Consider the following 18,833-nt stretch of genomic DNA (forward strand, 5'->3'; position numbering starts at 1 on the left):
CGCGTGTTGCTTAGCTGGTCGCCATAAATGGCGACCCTACACGGAAAGCATCGGTTTTTTGTAGGGTGCGCATTCATGCGCACCGGCATCGGGTTTTATTGCCGCGGTGCAGACTTCTGGTTATCCAGCCACTGATTGAGGCGCGTTTTGGCTTCGCCCTGCAACTGCTGGCGCACCACGTCATCCACCGGCAGCGAATACTGCAGATTGCCCCAGCTGCCGTACATGCGCAGCGGAATCGGCTGGCCGTTGAGGACTTTCGCCAGCCGGTCATCGCCCTGCCAGCCGCGCAGAATCATATTAATGGTGACATCCAGCTGCTGCTTGACTACATCCACGTTGCCGTGGGTTTGCAGCGCCAGCCGGCTGCTGCCGCCCTGCAGATCCGGCAGCGTGACGTTGCCCTGCTTCAGGCTGATGCGCCCGCTTAACTGTTCAATTCCCTGATCATCCGGCTGATCGTTACTGACGCGATTGCTGACGCGCGCCACGGCGCGGCGCACCATCTGCTGCAGATTCAGCTGCGCCAGCTGCAGATTAGTCGCTTCCAGTTCTGCATTGCCCTGCCAGTTCTGTTTCGCCTCTGCCACGCTCAGCCCGGCACCGCTGATGTCGCCCTTGAGCGAAACCGTGCCCTGCAGCGAAGCCGGCAGTTCCAGCGCTTTAAGCAGTGGCGCGATGGCAATGCTGCTCAGCTCCGGCTGAAACGCCACCTGCGTGACCGGCTGACGGATATCCACCGAGCCGGGAATGGAAAAGTGGCCGTCACCAAATTTGCCCTGCAGCTTGTTGAGCGTCAGCAGCCCGCGCTGATTGCGGGCGTCAATTTGCAGATTGCTGAGCGTCAGACCGCGCCACACGCTGCTGTCAGCGTCGAGCGTCAGCTGTAAATCCATGCTGTTGAGCGGCGAGTCGGCATTATTGTGCGCGCGCGGCTCAGCGATCACCGGCGTGCGCATCACGTTAGCCTGCTGCGTGGTGCTGTTATCGCTGGCGGGCGCGCTGGCCATCAGGTTATCCAGATTGAGCGAGGTCGCGTGCAGCGCGAGGTTGAGCTGCTGCGGCAGGGCCAGCCGGCCCTCAGCGCTGCCGTCGAGGGCGCTGTCGTTCGCGGTTAACTGCAGCTTGTTCAGCGCAAACTGCTGCTGGTCGCCATCCCACTGCGCCTGCCCGCTCAGCGTCCCTTTAATGCCCTGCGGCGGCAGGTTCGCGCCGTCCAGCGTGTAATCCAGCTCATCCAGCTGGCCGCTGATACGGTGCGGATAGTGCGCCACGTCCATCTGCCCTTTCAGGTTCAGGCTGAGATTGCGCTGATTGCGCGACACGCGTGTCGCCAGCTCAACGCTGGCCTGCCGGTTATCGTCCTGATTCAGATTGAGGTTGAGATCGCGGAAGTTATACTCGTCACCGCCCGGCTGCTGCCAGATGAGCAGGCTATCGGCAATGCGCAGTTTACTGATGTTAAAGGTCCAGCCGTTGCTGGCGGCGATGGCCGGTTCACTGTCGCCCGGCTCAATCGGCGCGCCCTGCGGTTTCTGCACCGCGCTGTCCGGCGTAGCGCGAATAATCGCGTTTTTCAGCATCACCTGACTGACGCTCAGCTGATGCGACAGCAGCGGCCACAGATTGACGTCCAGACGCATATTATCGGCGGTCACCATCGGCTGGCTGGCGCCGGGCGCGGTCAGGCTCATGCGGCCCGCCAGAATGCTGAGCTGCGGCCAGACGTGCCAGCGCAGGTCGCCGCTCACCTCAAGCTGATAACCACTGCGCTGTTTTACCTGCTGTACCATATAGGTACGAAAGTCGTTGGGATTGACCAGCAACACCAGTGCCGTCATGCCCGCTACGACCACCACTAACAGGATGGCCAGCGTGGTTATCAGTCTTCTCATTGCATCCTCATCACCGTCAGATTCCGGGCCGCTGGCGCGAAATCACTCCAGGAGAAACGTTAGTCTTTATCAATACGGCTGGCGTCAGCGCCCTGCTGCCCGCGATATTTGGCGTCTTCGCGGCGATTGTAAGGACGCGCCGCCGGCCCGGACAGCGGTTCAAAGCTCAGTGCGCCAATCAGCATGCCGGGACGCAGCGCCAGCGGCAGCTTACCGGAGTTGTAAAACTCCAGCACGATGCGGCCCTGCCAGCCCGGATCGATACGGTGCGCGGTAACGTGCACCATCAGCCCGAGGCGCGCCAGTGACGAACGGCCATCCAGCCAGCCCACCAGATCGTCGGGGATGGTGACGGATTCCAGCGTCACCGCCAGCGCCAGTTCTCCCGGATGCAGAAAGAACGCTTCGCCTTCCGGCAGCACAATCTCATCGCTCATCACGCGATCCAGCGCCGCGCTCACTTCATGCTTTGGACCACTCAAATCTATAAATGGGGCGGTGTGGCCGCTAAAGGTACGGAACTGGTTACCGAGGCGCACATCCACGGTAGCACCGTTGATGCGCTCAACCGGCGGACGGGGATCGATGGCCAGCTTGCCGCTGTCCAGCCAGCTTTCAATATCGCGATCGCATAATCTCATCGCAGAAACTCCATGATTTAAGTGTAGCGAAAGGTGGTCAGGTTGTGACAAACCGTTCGCGTCACGTCCATCCGGACGCACGGTGTCCCGTTCCGGTCCTGCTGAACCGGACAGGCGTCGTCAAAGATACTGGTTAATTTTGGCCTTGAGGATATCAATGGCGATGCGGTTTTTACCACCGCGCGGCACAATGATGTCGGCATACTGCTTGGAAGGCTCAATAAACTGCAGGAACATCGGGCGCACGGTCTTTTGGTACTGGCTCATCACCGAGTCCATCGAGCGGCCGCGCTCGTTGACGTCGCGCTTCATACGGCGCATCAGGCAGATATCCAGCGGGGTATCAACGAAGATCGAGAAGTTAAGCTCCTGGCGCAGCCGTGCATCGGTCAGCAGCAGAATCCCTTCCAGAATAATCACTTTCTTCGGCTTCAGGTGAATACACTCGTCGGTGCGGGTGTGCTCAACGTAGCTGTAAACCGGCAGGTCGATATCTTCGCCGGCCTTGAGCGCGCGCAGATGCTGCAGCAGCAAATCGTGGTCCATCGCGCTCGGATGGTCGTAGTTGGTTTTCACCCTCTCTTCCATGGTGAGGTGGCTTTGATCTTTATAGTAGGCATCTTCGGGGATCACACCGATATGCTCGTCACCGACCTGGTCACGGATTTCACGATAGAGCGTGCTGGCAATAAGACTTTTTCCGGATGCGGATGCACCTGCAATGCCAACGATCACGCACTGATGAGACTTGTCAGTCATACTTTTTTAAGACCTGATAACTGGAGCCGGTTTCTGTCTGCACAAAAACAGGCCGATTGAGAGGGTTAGTTGGCGGCAATTATAGGGATTTCACCGGGTTGATGCCAGTGAAAACCGGCGCGCCGCCTTTTCAGACTATCCCGTTTTGCAGCCAGCGGCTTAATCGATACACTGTTTCTCTGCCCGCCGTGTGACTGGCGGGAGCCCGATAGTCGTTGCAAGGAAAAGTATGAGCTGGAGAACCCTGACCTATTTCGGCGACAGTATGTTGCTGATCCCCACTGCGGTGATCATCGCACTGGTGCTGCCATGGAAAAGCGACAACCGTCGCACCGTCTGGTACTGGCTGCTGGCGTTTGGCCTGGCGGGCCTGCTGGTCAGCATCTCGAAAATTATGTTTCTCGGCTTCGGCATTGGCAGCGCGCGCTACAACTTCACCGGGTTCAGCGGCCATAGCGCGATGTCAGCGACGCTGTGGCCGGTGATGATGTGGCTGATTTCCGGCCGCTGGCCCACGTTCTGGCGCGCCCTGACCATCGGTATCGGCTATCTGATTCCGCTGATGGTGGGATTATCGCGCCTGGTGATCCATGCGCACTCGGTGAGTGAAGTGCTGGCCGGACTGATGCTGGGCTTTACGCTGAGCAGCGCGTTCCTGCTGAGCCAGCGCCGCACCGCGCTGAAGGGGTTTAGCGTGGTGCAGGTGGCGGTGGCATTTCTGATTCCGCTGTTGCTGATGGGCCACGGCCGCGTCGCCACCACTCAGCAGTTCCTCGAGCGTTTTTCCGCTGACCTCGCCGGGCTGGAAAAGCCCTTCACCCGCGCCGATTTGTTTCGCTGAGTGCGTTGCGCGGTAAAGGGTGTAAGGTATGTCCATTACGTTTTGAACACGTTCCACAAATGATTGCACATACGGTAGCGGCGCAATTTATTGCGCGATAAATCGCGCCGCTACAAAATCGTGCAATTTGTCGTGTCCTTCCCTGAATCGCTGCAGATCCAGCAGGCGCGATACTGCCAGCAGATTTCACCGGTTTTGTAGGGTGCGCATTCATGCGCACCTGGATGCAGGCCGCAAAAAAACATTTCCGCACAAAGATATCTGACAGATGTGCTAGCATGGATTAAGAGATTGACTGGCGCATTTTTCTTCGAGTAATCAATGCGCGCTGCTGGATTCGTGCATGACTCTTGAGATAGTAACCTCGCAGGATAATCCGCAAAAAAAGTGGCTCAGCGCCCTGCTGCTTTGCGCGCTGGCATTTTTACTGACGCTGTTCTGTCTGGAACTGATTGTCGTCAGCGGCCGCATTTCCCCGCTCTGGTACTCCACCGCGTTAATGACCGTCGTGGTGTTCCGCGCGCCCTCGCGACAGGTACCGCTGCTGCTGGCCAGCTGCGTGCTCGGCACGGCGCTGGCCAATCTGCTGGTGATCGGCCCGGCCCTGAGCAATGTCAAATTCGCCATCCTTAATATGGTGCAGGCCATCCTCGGCGGGCTGATGCTGCGCGCGCTGCTCGACCGCAAAGCCCCGCTCAACTCACTGGCCGACTGGATACGCTTTGCGCTGGCTGCGGGCCTGATCGCGCCGCTGCTGGGCGGCGTGGTGGCGCTATGGATGCTGCACGTCGACGGCCACGCCTCGCTGCCGTTTTTCTCCACCTGGGTGATCTCTGAAGTGATTGGCGTGCTGGCCTTCGGTCCGGTGCTGCTGCTGTGGCCTGATAAACCGCTGCGCCAGCTGATCACGCCGGAACGTCAGCTGGAGACGCTGCTCACGCTAATCGTCACGCTGCTGGCCAGCTATCTGGCGCTGCGTTTCCTGCCGTGGCCGTTTACCTTCATCGTGGTGATTCTGTTCTGGTGCGCGGTGCGCCTGCCCAAATTCGAAGCCTTTCTGCTGTTTTTCCTCAACGCCAGCTTTATCTCGCTGCTGCTGGCGCTCGACTGGGTCAACCTGGCGCGCAACGATCTGCTGCTCGGCCAGGTCAGCACCTGGCTGCCGTTTCTGCTGGTGCTGCTGCCGAGCCACGTAATGTCGCTGGTGATGGATGCCTTCCAGCGTGAAAAGCACCACATCAGCGAAAGCGAAACCCGCTTCCGCAACGCCATGGAGTATTCCGCCATCGGCATGGCGCTGGTATCGCCGGAAGGCGGCTGGCAACAGGTCAACCAGTCGCTGTGCCGCACGCTGGGCTTCGCGGCGGAGGAGCTGAAAAAACTCACCTTCCAGCAGATCACCCATCCGGACGATCTCAACAGCGACCTGCAACAGCTGGAGCGGCTGATCGCCGGTGAGATCCTGACCTATACGCTGGAGAAGCGCTATTTCCGCAAAGATGGCGAGATCGTCTGGGCGCGCCTCACGGTCTCGATGGTGCGTGATGCGCAGCTGCACCCGCTCTACTTTATCGCGCAGATTGTGGATATCTCCGAGCTGAAGCAGAGCGAGCAGGTCAACCAGCGGCTGATGGAGCGCATCACGCTGGCCAACGAAGCGGGCGGCATCGGCGTGTGGGAGTGGAACCTGCTAAACGGCGAGATGTTATGGGACAAGCGCATGTACGAGTTATTCGCGCTGGAGCCGCACCGGGTGCCGAGCTACGACCTGTGGCTGCATCTGGTCGATGTTCAGGAACGCGAAGCGGCCGCGCTCACCATTCAGCAGGCGATTGAACGCCGCAGCGCCTTCCAGCTGGAGTACCGTATCAATCTGCCGCAGGGCGTGCGCTACGTGCGCTCCGAGGCCAATAGCATCATCAGCAAAGACGGGCAGATCGAACGCATGCTGGGCATTTGTCAGGACATCACCTCGCTGCGTACGCTGAATGAAGCGCTGTTCCAGGAGAAGGAACGTATGGCCATCACCCTCGACTCGATTGGTGAAGCAGTGATTTGTACTGACGATGAGATGCGGGTGACCTTCATGAATCCGGTGGCCGAGACGCTGAGCGGCTGGCCGCAGGCGAAAGCGGCTGGCGTGGCGCTGAGCGAACTGCTGACGATTACGCGTGGCGCGCAGGGGCCGCGCGTGGAGAATCTGTTGCTGTGCAGCCTGCCCGCCAGCAAAACCACACCGGACCTCGAAGAAGAGCTGGTGTTGCATACACCGGATGGTGCCCAGGTCGAGATTCACTACAGCATCACGCCGCTGAAAACCCTGACCGGCAGCGACATTGGTGCCGTAATGGTCATTCATGACGTCAGCGAGTCGCGCCGCATGATGAAACGCCTGAGCTACAGCGCCTCCCACGATATGCTGACGCGCCTGCCGAACCGTCACAGCTTTGAACAGCAGCTGAAGCGACTGGTGAATGACGCCGCCGCGCATCACAGCGAGCACGTGCTGGTGTTTATCGATCTGGATAAGTTTAAAGCGGTCAACGATACCGCCGGCCATGCCGCTGGCGATGCGTTGCTGCGCGCACTGGCCGACCTCATGCAGCAGCACCTGCGCAATAGCGATGTGCTGGCGCGCCTCGGCGGTGACGAATTTGGCCTGCTGCTGCCCTACAGCAATGTTGACCAGGTGCGCGAGGTGGTGCAGGGCATCGTCAGCGCGGTGCATGACTTTACCTTTATGTGGCAGGACCGGCCGTATCACGTCGGCGCCAGCGCCGGTATCACGCAAATCGATCAGCATAACTGCATCAGCAATGTGGTGATGTCGCAGGCCGATGTCGCCTGTTACAGCGCCAAACACGCCGGGCGCGGCCAGTATCAGGTTTACCAGGAAGTTCAGGGATAAACTGCGGCGCTGCCCATTGCCAGCCCGCGTTGGCTGCGCTAAAGTCGCCCCCTTTTTTCTGGCATGGGGGATACAATGTTTATCGGATTCGACTACGGCACGGCTAACTGTTCCATCGCAGTAACGGATAGCGGCACACCGCGGTTACTGACACTGGAAAACGGTCAGCGCCTGCTTCCCTCCATGATTTGCGCGCCCACGCGCGAAGCCATCAGTGAATGGCTGCATCGCCATCATCAGGTCCCCACGCCAGACAGCGAAAGCACCGCGCTGCTGCAGCGCGCGCTGCGTTATAACCGCGAAGAGGATATCGAGGTAACGCCTGCCAGCGTACAGTTTGGTCTGACCGCGCTGCAGCACTATATGGTTGATCCGGAAGAGGTGTGGTTCGTCAAATCGCCGAAGTCGTTCCTCGGCGCCAGCGGCCTGAAACCCCAGCAGATCGCCTTCTTTGAAGATTTGGTGTGCGCCATGATGCTGCACATTCGCCAGCAGGGTGAAACCCAGCTCGACCAACCGATTGATCAGGCCGTGATTGGCCGGCCAATCAACTTCCAGGGGCTGGGCGGTGAAGATGCCAACCAGCAGGCGCAGGGCATTCTGCTGCGTGCTGCACAGCGTGCCGGGTTCCGCGACGTCGAGTTTCAGTTCGAGCCGGTTGCCGCCGGTCTGGAGTTTGAAGCCACGCTGCAGCAGGAGACACGCGTGCTGGTGGTGGATATCGGCGGCGGAACCACCGACTGCTCGATGCTGCTGATGGGTCCGCAGTGGCGTAATCAGTCCGATCGCCGTGCCAGCCTGCTTGGCCACAGCGGCTGCCGCGTCGGCGGTAACGACCTCGATATCATGCTGGCGTTCAAAACGCTGATGCCGCTGCTGGGTCTGGGCGGTAACACGCTGAAGGGCACTGCCCTGCCCGCCCTGCCGTGGTGGAACGCGGTGGCGATTAACGATGTGCCGGCACAAAGCGATTTCTACTCAGCCGCCAGCGGTAAGCTGCTGCGCGATCTGGTGCGTGATGCCGAACAGGGCGATAAAGTCGCGCATCTGCTGAAAGTTTGGCAGCAGAAGCTGAGCTACCGGCTGGTGCGCGCGGCGGAAGAGAGCAAGATTGCGCTCTCCGAGGAGCGCGAGACCGCGGCCTCGCTGGCGTTTATTGCGCAAACGCTGCAGGCGGAGATCAGCGCCGCGCAGCTGGAAGAGGCGATCAACCAGCCGCTGGCGCGCATTCTTGAGCAGGTGCAGCTGGCGCTGGCCAGTTGTGACACCCGTCCGGAGGTGATTTACCTCACCGGCGGCAGCGCCCGTTCGCCGATCCTGCGCGCCGCGCTGCAGCAGGCACTGCCCGACACGCCCATCGCCAGCGGCGATGATTTCGGCTCGGTCACCGCCGGCCTGGCGCGCTGGGCCGAAGTGATGTTCAGATAATTCCCTCTCCCGCTTGCGGGAGAGGGTTAGGGTGAGGGCCAGACAGCTCCGTGCGATTTTCCCCTCACCCTGCCCTCTCCCAAAGGGAGAGGGAAAAGTCACACATTCTGCCAGATTAGAAATTCACGTTCGCACTGATCCCACCCACAAACGCATCTTTCACTTCGCTCACCGCACCCGGTGCCACCACGTATTGCAGGTTTGGACGCAGCTGCAGCCATTTGGTCAGCTGCGCATTGTAATAAACCTCGTAGTTGTACTCGGAACCATCCTGAATCGGCAGATAGGTTGGGCTGTCGAAATCAGTTTCGCCGTTGGCATCATTCTGCTGACGCAGCGAACGGGTATACGCGCTGTTGACGTGAATACGCGCCGCGCCGACGCCAATCTCATCCTGCGGACGCGCATCAAACGGCCCTTTCCAGGTAAAGCTGATCGACTGATAGTTGTCGGTTTTCGAGGTTTTGTGATCGTTCATCACCGCCTGCACCGTCACGCCCAGACCCCGGCTGGCATCGCCGCCCTGCGCGGTCAGCTGCTGCTGTAACAGCACGTAGCCGCCGTAAGCGTGATCCTTGCTCTGATAAGCGCCATCGCGCCAGCTGCCGTAGTTATCGCCGTTGGCCGAAGAGTAGTAATAACCAATGCGGTAGTTACCAGGCAGGTTAGCCGGCCCGAAGGTCGGTTTCCAGCCCAGTTCCACCGGCACCAGGTTGCCTTCGGAGTTGCTGGTATCCAGACGGAAACCGTCACCGCGATCGTAGTTGGCACTGTTCTGGTTGTAGAAGCCCACCTGGAAGAACACTTCCGGCGTGAAGTTAACCTTCACGCGGCCGCCCCACTGGGAAACCGGCCAGTTAAACCAGCGGTCGCCGCGCCAGTTACCCGCCTGGCCGCTGCCGAATGCAAGGTTCTGGAACTTGCTGTCGAAGTTGTCGAAATCTTCCCCGACGGTGACGCGACCGGCTTTCAGGTTGACGGTGTTATCAAACAGCCCTTTGCTGAGCCAGAACTGCGTCAGACGCCAGGTCTGGCCACGTCCGTACACTTCCTGCACCGATGACAGCATGCCGGTACGGCGGTCTGCCACCTGATCGGAGATATTGCGACCGTTACGGTCGGTAATGGTCATCTGGAACTGCGCATCCTGCCAGTCGAGCAGTTTTTGCAGGTCAAGATTCAGGCCAAACGCCCACTGATCGCTGTAGCGCATCGAGGTGTTGGTATCGGCACCGCCGCCCAGGTTCGAGGCACTCTCCATGGTGTAGTTAACGTCGAACTTCACGCCGTCGTTTTCCAGCTGCGTTCGGTTACCGCCCCAGTCGCCAAACATATAGGGAGAATCGTAGCTGAACGCATCGGCTGCCACCGCCGACGCACTCAACATGGCAAACATCAGGGTGCCCGCTGCCAGGCGAGGCATATGCTGCACTGCTTTTTTTCTGTTCATGATGATTATTCTTCTGTGAATTTCCGGAGAGGAACGGGCAGAGAATAATGCTGAGGTTATGTCAATTTTTGCAAATCTGTGCGCAGTGAGTGCAAAGGTGACAGTGACTTAACGCAATTGTGACAGCGATCGATGAATGGATATCTTCTGGAGGAAAAAGGCATTTTTTGCGTGGCGAAAAAATTATTACGTGACGGGACGCCGCAGCGTCCCGCTTCGCGTTACGGCTTGCTGGCGCTGGCCAGCTCTTCAATCTCCTGCTTGCTGAGCTCCAGCTCAGTGGCTTTCACCAGCTCATCCAGCTGCTGCAGCGAGGTGGCACTGACAATCGGTGCCGTGATGCTCGGTCGCGCAATCTGCCACGCCAGCGCCACCTGTGTAGCCGAGGCGTCGTGCGAGGCCGCGACATCTTCCAGCGCTTCAATGATGCGCTTACCGCGATCGTTGAGGTATTTTTCTACAATGCCCTGGCCGCGCGCGCTTTTGCTGGCGTCTTCCGGCTTTTTGTATTTCCCGCTCAGGAAACCGCTGGCCAGCGAGTAGTAGTTAATCACGCCGAGACCGTTTTTCACCGCCACCTGCTCCAGTCCGCTTTCATACTCCTGGCGATCGTACAGGTTGTACTCCGGCTGCAGGGTTTCATAGCGCGCCAGTCCCTCCTGCTTACTGATGTCGAGCGCTTCCTGCAGGCGCTGCGCGCTGTAGTTGGACGCACCAATAGCCCGCACTTTGCCCTCTTTGATCAGCGAGTCGAAGGCTTTCAGCGTCTCCACCAGCGGCGTGCTGTCGTCATCACGGTGCGCCTGGTAGAGATCGATGACATCCGTCTGCAGGCGGCGCAGCGAATCTTCCACGGCCTGGCGGATATAGGCCGGTTTCAGCCCGGTTTTCTCCGGCGTCAGCTCCATGCCTACCTTGGTGGCGAGCACGATACTGTCGCGCTTACCGCTTTTTTTCAGCCACTTACCGATGATGGTTTCCGATTCACCGCCGGCGTTGCCCGGCGCCCAGCGTGAGTAAACGTCTGCGGTATCAATGAAGAACAGCCCCTTTTCCACCAGCGCGTCGAGCAGTGAAAACGAGGTTTTTTCATCGACCGTCCAGCCAAAAACGTTGCCGCCAAACGTCAGCAGCGGCACGCTGATACCGCTGTCGCCCAGCTGGCGGGTTTTGTGTTGACGCATGTGATCCTCCTTAGTGAAACGAGACTGGTCTGTCATTCAGCTTAGCAAAGGAAAAAGTCACGCTTATGCGTATTGCTGCCAAAATATTTACTGAATATGAATACTTAGCGTGCCCGGGGCGATATTCTTAATTCCTTCAATTTTTGCCCGGCCCGGGCGACTACAATCATTTCGTTTGCGCCGCGGTTCGTTTGCGCGCGCATGTGGGGAAAACGAAACCGCCGGAGAGCACACAGAGCAATGAATAAACGATTAAAAACAGGCCTGATTAGCGTGGTGGTGCTGGCTGCGCTGGCGGGCGCTTACTACTGGTGGCAGCATCCGGCCGAGCCTGCACAGGCTACCCAGGCTGATGGCCAGCCGCATCACGGACGCGGTGGCAACAACGGCGGCGGACGCCGTCCGCTGGCACCGGTGCAGGCCGCAACCGCGACCACCGAAAGCGTGCCCTATTACCTCAGCGGACTTGGCACCGTCACCGCGGCCAACACCGTTACGGTGCGCAGCCGGGTCGACGGCCAGCTGATGGCGCTGCACTTTACGGAAGGTCAGCAGGTGGAGGCCGGCGCGCTGCTGGCAGAAATCGATCCCCGCCCATGGCAGGTAGCGCTCACCCAGGCGCAGGGCCAGCTGGCCAAAGATCAGGCGACGCTGGCTAATGCGCGCCGCGACCTCAGCCGTTACGAAAAACTGGCGAAAACCTCGCTGGTGTCGCAGCAGGAGCTGGATACCCAGCGCTCGCTGGTTAGTGAAACCCTCGGCACCATCAAAGCCGACGAAGGCAATGTGGCCAGCGCGCAGCTCAATCTGACCTACAGCCGCATCACCGCGCCGATTGCCGGACGCGTCGGGCTGAAGCAGGTGGATGTCGGCAACTACATTACCGCCGGCGATACCAATGGTCTGGTGGTGATCACCCAGACGCACCCGATTGACGTGGTGTTCAGCGTTGCCGAGAACAACATCAGCCAGATCCTGAAAGCCCAGAAAAGCGGCCAGCCGCTGCAGGTTGAAGCCTGGGATCGCAGCAATAAAACCCTGCTGACCACAGGTGCGCTGCTGAGCATTGATAACCAGATCGACGTCACCACCGGCACCATTAAACTTAAGGCGCGCTTCAGCAATCAGGACGACGCCCTGTTTCCCAACCAGTTTGTTAATGCCCGGCTGAAGGTGGATACGCTGCAAAACGCGGTGGTGATCCCGACTGCCGCGCTGCAGATGAGCAACGACGGCCACTTTGTCTGGGTGGTGAACAGCGATAACAAAGTGAGCAAGAAACGCGTCACCGCCGGGCTGCAGGATAGCCAGAAAGTGGTGATTGATGCCGGGCTGCAGGCCGGTCAGCGCGTGGTCACCGACGGTCTCGACCGCCTGACCGAAGGCGCCACGGTGGAGATTGTCGCCGCACAGAGTACCGCCACGCACAGCACGCGCGCGGCGCAACCGGCTCGCGGAGAACGTCAATAATGCAGGTGATGCCTCCCGACGTCAGCGGCGGCCCGTCACGCCAGTTTATTCTGCGCCCGGTGGCCACCACGCTGCTGATGATCGCGATTTTGCTGGCCGGCGTGCTGGGCTATCGCTTCCTGCCAGTTTCCGCGCTGCCGGAAGTCGATTACCCGACCATCCAGGTCGTCACGCTCTATCCCGGCGCCAGCCCGGATGTGGTGACCTCGTCGATTACCGCGCCGCTCGAGCGCCAGTTCGGGCAGATGTCCGGCCTGAAGCAAATGGCGTCGCAAAGCTCCGGCGGTGCCTCGGTGATTACGCTGCAGTTCCAGCTGACGCTGGCGCTCGACGTTGCCGAACAGGAAGTGCAGGCTGCGATCAACTCTGCCACTAACCTGCTGCCTGGCGATCTGCCGAATCCGCCGGTGTACAGCAAAGTCAATCCGGCCGATCCGCCAATCATGACGCTGGCCGTTACCACCACCAGCATGCCGCTGACGCAGGTGCAGGACATGGTGGAAACGCGGGTGGCGCAGAAGATTTCCCAGGTCTCCGGCGTCGGTCTGGTCACGCTCTCCGGCGGCCAGCGTCCGGCAGTGCGGGTGAAGATGAACGCTCAGGCGCTGGCGGCCCTCGGCCTCACCAGCGAGACGGTGCGCACCGCCATCAGCAACGCCAACGTCAATTCGGCGAAAGGCAGTCTTGATGGCCCAACGCGCTCCATCACGCTGTCGGCCAATGACCAGATGACCTCCGCGGAGGATTACCGCAAGCTGATTATCAGCTACAGCAACGGCGCGCCGGTGCGGCTGGGCGACGTCGCCACGGTTGAACAGGGCGCAGAAAACAGCTGGCTGGGCGCCTGGGCCAACCGTCAGCCGGCGATTGTGCTGAACGTGCAGCGCCAGCCGGGCGCCAATATTATCGCCACCGCTGACAGCATCCGCGCGCTGCTGCCGTCGCTGACCGCCACGCTGCCGAAGTCGGTTGACGTCAAACTGCTCACCGATCGCACCACCAACATTCGCGCCTCGGTAGCGGATACCCAGCATGAGCTGATGCTGGCCATCGGGCTGGTGGTGATGATCATCTATCTGTTTCTGCGCAACGTCCCGGCCACCATTATTCCGGCGGTCGCGGTGCCGCTGTCGCTGGTCGGCACCTTCGCCGCCATGTATTTCCTTGGCTTTTCGATCAATAACCTGACGCTGATGGCGCTGACCATCGCCACCGGCTTTGTGGTCGATGACGCCATCGTGGTAATCGAGAACATCTCGCGCTACATCGAAAAAGGCGAAAAGCCGATGACCGCCGCGCTGAAAGGTGCCGGTGAGATTGGTTTCACCATCATCTCCCTCACCTTCTCGCTGATCGCGGTGCTGATTCCGCTGCTGTTTATGGGCGACGTGATTGGCCGTTTGTTCCGCGAGTTCGCCGTGACGCTGGCGGTGGCGATTCTGATCTCGGCGGTGGTCTCGCTGACGCTGACGCCGATGATGTGCGCGCGCATGCTGAGCGCCGAATCGCTGCGCAGGCAGAACCGCTTCTCCCGCGCCAGCGAGGCGATGTTCGATAAGGTGATTGCCGGCTATGGCCGCTGGCTGACGCGCGTGCTGCGCCACCCGTGGCTGACGCTGTCGGTGGCGCTTGGCACACTGCTGCTGACGGTGCTGCTGTGGGTGGTGATTCCGAAGGGCTTCTTCCCGCAGCAGGACAACGGCATCATTCAGGGCACGCTGCAGGCGCCGCAGTCGGTCTCTTACGCCAGTATGGCGCAGCGCACCCGCGACGTGGCGTCGATCATTATGAAAGATCCGGCGGTGCAGAGCCTGACCTCGTTCGTCGGCGTGGATGGCACCAACGCGGCGCTTAACAGCGCGCGGCTGCAAATTAACCTGAAACCGCTGGACCAGCGTGACGATCGTATTCCGGCAGTGCAGCAGCGGCTGCAGCAGGCGATCGATCGCCTGCCCGGCGTGTCGCTGTGGCTGCAGCCGGTACAGGACCTGACCATTGATACCCAGGCGAGCCGCACGCCGTACCAGTTTACCCTGCAGTCAGGTTCGCTGGAGTCACTGGGCAGCTGGGTGCCGAAACTGCTGGCACAGCTCAACACCTTGCCGCAGCTGCGCAACGTCAGCAGCGACTGGCAGGATCAGGGGCTGGAAGCCTTTGTGCGCGTCGATCGCGACAGCGCCAGCCGGCTCGGCATCAGCATGGCCGACATTGATAATGCGCTGTACAACGCCTTTGGTCAGCGCCTGATCTCAACGATTTACACCCAGGCCAATCAGTATCGCGTGGTGCTGGAGCAGGACAACACGCAAACCCCCGGTCTCGCCAGCCTCGACGCGATTCGCCTGAACAGCAGCGACGGCGGCAGCGTGCCGCTCAGCGCCATCGCGCAAGTCGAAGAGCGCCACGCTGCGCTGAGCATTAATCATCTCGACCAGTTCCCGTCGGCCACCTTCTCGTTTGACGTGGCGCACGGCTACTCGCTCGGCGATGCGCTGCAGGCGATCACCACGGCGGAAGATCAGGTCGGCATGCCGGCAGAGATGATGACGCAGTTTCAGGGCAGCACGCTGGCGTTTGAAGCGGCGCTGACCAGCACCATCTGGCTGATCGTCGCGGCGGTAGTGGCGATGTATATCGTGCTCGGCGTGCTGTATGAGAGCTTCATCCACCCGATTACCATTCTGTCGACGCTGCCCACCGCCGGCGTTGGTGCGCTGCTGGCGCTGATGCTGAGCGGCAACGAGCTGGATATCATCGCCATCATCGGCATCATTTTGCTGATCGGTATCGTGAAGAAGAACGCCATCATGATGATCGACTTCTCGCTGGCCGCCGAGCGTGAACAGGGCATGGCGCCGCGTGAGGCGATCTATCAGGCCTGTCTGCTACGCTTCCGGCCGATTCTGATGACCACGCTGGCGGCGCTGCTTGGCGCGTTGCCGCTGATGCTTAGTACCGGTGTCGGCGCGGAGCTGCGTCGTCCGCTCGGCATCGCCATGGTCGGTGGCCTGGTATTGAGCCAGGTGCTGACGCTGTTTACCACCCCGGTGATCTATCTGCTGTTTGATCGCCTTGCCCACGCCACGCGCCGGCGTCTGAAAGGCACGGAGGCGCAGTCGTGAAGTTTTTCGCCCTGTTTATCCATCGGCCGGTTGCCACCACGCTGCTGACGCTGGCGATTGCGCTGGCGGGCATTCTTGGCTTCCGTCTGCTGCCGGTGGCGCCGCTGCCGCAGCTGGATTTCCCGGTGATTCTGATCTCGGCCTCGCTGCCCGGCGCGTCGCCGGAAACCATGGCGGCCTCGGTCGCCACGCCGCTGGAGCGCTCGCTGGGGCGCATTGCCGGCGTCAGTGAGATGACTTCCACCAGCTCGCTGGGCAGCACGCGCATCATCCTGGTGTTTGATTTCGACCGCGACATCAACGGCGCGGCGCGCGACGTGCAGGCGGCGATCAATGTCGCCCAGAGCCTGCTGCCGACCGGTATGCCCAATCGCCCAACCTACCGCAAAGCCAACCCGTCTGATGCGCCGATCATGATCCTCACCATGACCTCGGACATTTATAATCCCGGTCAGCTGTATGATTACGCGTCGACGCAACTGGCACAGAAGCTGTCGCAGATTGATGGCGTCGGTGATGTCACGGTGGGCGGCAGTTCGCTGCCGGCGGTGCGCGTCGACCTCAATCCGCAGGCGCTGTTTAATCAGGGCGTGTCGCTGGATGCGGTGCGCACCGCCATCAGCAACGCCAACCAGCGCCGTCCGCAGGGTGCCATCGACGATACCCAGCAGCGCTGGCAGGTGCGGACCAACGATGAGCTGCAAACCGCCAGCGTCTATCAGCCGCTGGTGGTGCACTACAACAACGGCGCGGCGGTACGGCTGAGCGATGTGGCGAACGTGCAGGATTCGGTACAGGACGTGCGCAACGCCGGGATGACCAACGGTAAACCAGCGGTGCTGCTGGTGGTGCGCAAATCGCCGGACGCCAACATCATTGATACCGTCGACCGCATCCGAGCGGAAATGCCGGAGCTGCATGAGGTGATCCCGGCAGCTATCGACCTGCAAATCGCCCAGGACCGTTCGCCCACTATCCGCGCCTCGCTGCATGAAGTGGAGCAGTCGCTGGTGATCGCCGTGGCGCTGGTGATTCTGGTGGTGTTTTTCTTCCTGCGCGACGGCCGCGCCACGCTGATTCCGGCGGCGGCGGTACCGGTATCACTGATTGGTACCTTTGCCGCCATGTACCTGTGCGGTTTCAGCCTGAATAACCTGTCGCTGATGGCGCTGACCATCGCCACCGGCTTTGTGGTGGATGACGCCATTGTGGTGCTGGAAAACATCGCGCGCCACGTCGAAGCCGGCATGAAGCCGCTGCAGGCGGCACTCACCGGGGTGCGCGAGGTGGGCTTTACCGTGCTGTCGATGAGCCTGTCGCTGATTGCGGTGTTCCTGCCGCTGCTGATGATTGGCGGTATTATTGGCCGCTTCTTCTCGGAGTTTGCCATCACGCTGTCGGTGGCGATTCTCATTTCGCTGTTTATCTCCATCACCCTGACGCCGATGATGTGCGCGTATCTGCTGAAACCACAGGCGAAGCGCAGCCAGCCGCGCACGCGTGGATTTGGCCGCGTGCTGCTGGCGGTGCAGCAGGGCTATGCGCGCTCGCTGGGCTGGGTGCTGAACCACGCGATCTGGGTGCTGTTGCTGCTGCTCGGCACCGTCGGGCTGACCATCTGGCTGTTTATCGCCATCCCGAAAACCTTTATGCCCGAGCAGGACACCGGCCGTCTCAACGGCTTTATCTCCGCCGATCAGAGCATTTCGTTTCAGGCGATGCGCGGCAAGCTGCAGGATTTCATGAACATCATCAAGGCTGACCCGGCGGTCGATAACGTCACTGGCTTCACCGGCGGCTCGCGCACCAACAGCGGCTCGATGTTTGTGTCACTCAAGCCGCTGTCAGAACGCAGCGAAAGCGCGCAGGAAGTGATCGCCCGCCTGCGTGTGAAGCTGGCGAAAGAACCGGGTGCCAACCTCTATCTCAATGCGGTGCAGGATATTCGCGTCGGCGGACGCGAATCGAACGCCAGCTATCAGTACAGCCTGCTGTCGGATAACCTCGCCGATTTACGTGAGTGGGAGCCGAAAATCCGCCAGGCGTTTGCCGCGCTGCCAGAGCTGGCCGATGTGAACTCGGATCAGCAGGACAACGGCAGCGAAATGGCGCTGACTTACGATCGCGAAAGTATGGCGCGCCTCGGCATCGACGTGTCAGCGGCCAATGCGCTGCTGAATAACGCCTTCGGCCAGCGGCAAATCTCGACCATCTACCAGCCGCTGAATCAGTACAAAGTGGTGATGGAGGTGGATCCGCGCTATACCCAGGATGTCAGCGCGCTGGATCAGATGTTCGTGATCAACAGCGACGGCAAAGCGATTCCGCTGAGCTGGTTTGCCAAATGGCAGCCGGCCAACGCGCCGCTGTCGGTCAACCATCAGGGGCTGTCGGCGGCCTCGACCATCTCGTTTAACCTGCCAGAAGGGGTCTCGCTGTCGCAGGCATCGGAGGCCATCGACCGCACCATCACGGCGATTGGCGTGCCGTCCAGCGTGCGCGGCAGCTTCGCCGGCACCGCGCAGGTATTTCAGGATTCGCAGTCGAACCAGCTGTGGCTGATGCTGGCGGCGATTGCCGCGGTGTATATCGTGCTCGGCATTCTGTATGAGAGCTACGTGCATCCCCTGACGATTCTCTCTACCCTGCCCTCGGCGGGCGTCGGCGCGCTGCTGGCGCTGCAGCTATTTAATACGCCGTTCAGCCTGATTGCGCTGATCGGCATCCTGCTGCTGATCGGCATTGTGAAAAAGAACGCCATCATGATGGTGGATTTCGCGTTGGAGGCGGAGCGCAACGGCAACCTGTCGGCGCGCGACGCCATTTTCCAGGCGTGCCAGCTGCGTTTCCGCCCGATTCTGATGACCACGCTGGCGGCGCTGTTTGGTGCGCTGCCGCTGGTGCTGACCAGCGGGGACGGCGCGGAGCTGCGCCAGCCGCTGGGCATCACCATTGCCGGTGGGCTGGTGATGAGCCAGCTGCTGACGCTGTACACCACACCGGTGGTGTATCTGATGATGGATAAACTGCGCCGTCGGAAAAAGCAGCCGCGGTTGATAACGGAGCCATAACGTCATACCTGCACTAAGCGTAGCGGCGCAATCCAACGCGCGATAAATCGCGCCGCTACGCGAC

The 18,833-nt window shown here is 60.5% G+C and carries 11 protein-coding genes; 6 read left to right on the forward strand and 5 right to left on the reverse strand.

All coding sequences use genetic code 11. The annotated features are described in order from the left end of the window. Positions 1–95: 95 nt before the first annotated feature. From asmA to udk, 3 genes are all read right to left on the reverse strand, one after another. Positions 96–1,895, reverse strand: a complete 1,800-nt coding sequence (gene asmA / locus F3J41_RS15205) for an outer membrane assembly protein AsmA (protein WP_166711694.1) — start codon at positions 1,893–1,895, stop codon at positions 96–98. Between the two features lie 59 nt (positions 1,896–1,954). Beyond that, on the reverse strand, positions 1,955–2,536 hold the full coding sequence (gene dcd / locus F3J41_RS15210; RefSeq protein WP_021509321.1) for a dCTP deaminase: 582 nt from the start codon (positions 2,534–2,536) through the stop codon (positions 1,955–1,957). 120 nt (positions 2,537–2,656) lie between these two features. After that, positions 2,657–3,295: a uridine kinase gene (udk, locus tag F3J41_RS15215; RefSeq protein WP_010615887.1), complete on the reverse strand. Its 639-nt coding sequence runs from the start codon at positions 3,293–3,295 to the stop codon at positions 2,657–2,659. 229 nt (positions 3,296–3,524) lie between these two features. Between udk and F3J41_RS15220 the strand changes: the two genes are divergently transcribed. From F3J41_RS15220 to yegD, 3 genes are all read left to right on the forward strand, one after another. Continuing rightward, entirely contained in the window at positions 3,525–4,136 is a 612-nt protein-coding gene (locus tag F3J41_RS15220; protein ID WP_021509320.1) for a phosphatase PAP2 family protein, read from the forward strand. Between the two features lie 343 nt (positions 4,137–4,479). Further along, positions 4,480–7,044, forward strand: a complete 2,565-nt coding sequence (locus F3J41_RS15225; RefSeq protein WP_166711696.1) for a diguanylate cyclase — start codon at positions 4,480–4,482, stop codon at positions 7,042–7,044. Between the two features lie 75 nt (positions 7,045–7,119). Further along, complete coding sequence (yegD, locus tag F3J41_RS15230) at positions 7,120–8,472, forward strand: molecular chaperone (protein WP_166711698.1); 1,353 nt, start codon at positions 7,120–7,122, stop codon at positions 8,470–8,472. Between the two features lie 115 nt (positions 8,473–8,587). Here yegD and F3J41_RS15235 read toward each other — a convergent pair whose 3' ends face one another. Beyond that, positions 8,588–9,922 carry a carbohydrate porin gene (locus F3J41_RS15235; RefSeq protein ID WP_021509317.1) on the reverse strand — a complete coding sequence of 445 codons (1,335 nt, stop codon included), beginning with the start codon at positions 9,920–9,922 and terminating at the stop codon, positions 8,588–8,590. Between the two features lie 221 nt (positions 9,923–10,143). Beyond that, positions 10,144–11,106: an aldo/keto reductase gene (locus F3J41_RS15240; protein WP_021509316.1), complete on the reverse strand. Its 963-nt coding sequence runs from the start codon at positions 11,104–11,106 to the stop codon at positions 10,144–10,146. 240 nt (positions 11,107–11,346) lie between these two features. Here F3J41_RS15240 and F3J41_RS15245 point away from each other — a divergent pair, with 240 nt between their 5' ends. Genes F3J41_RS15245 through mdtC form a run of 3 tightly spaced genes read left to right on the forward strand, consistent with a single transcriptional unit; the run spans position 11,347 to position 18,769 of the window. Further along, on the forward strand, positions 11,347–12,576 hold the full coding sequence (locus F3J41_RS15245; protein WP_166711700.1) for an MdtA/MuxA family multidrug efflux RND transporter periplasmic adaptor subunit: 1,230 nt from the start codon (positions 11,347–11,349) through the stop codon (positions 12,574–12,576). Further along, positions 12,576–15,698, forward strand: a complete 3,123-nt coding sequence (locus F3J41_RS15250; RefSeq protein WP_166711702.1) for an MdtB/MuxB family multidrug efflux RND transporter permease subunit — start codon at positions 12,576–12,578, stop codon at positions 15,696–15,698. Before F3J41_RS15245 ends, F3J41_RS15250 begins: the two co-directional genes overlap by 1 nt. Next, a complete protein-coding gene (mdtC, locus tag F3J41_RS15255; RefSeq protein ID WP_166711704.1) occupies positions 15,695–18,769 on the forward strand; it encodes a multidrug efflux RND transporter permease subunit MdtC in 3,075 nt (1,024 codons plus the stop codon). The genes F3J41_RS15250 and mdtC overlap by 4 nt, the downstream gene beginning before the upstream one ends. Positions 18,770–18,833: the final 64 nt, after the last annotated feature.

Origin of the sequence: Pantoea sp. Ap-870, from assembly GCF_011752515.1 — a bacterium.
Taxonomy (GTDB): domain Bacteria; phylum Pseudomonadota; class Gammaproteobacteria; order Enterobacterales; family Enterobacteriaceae; genus Pantoea; species Pantoea dispersa.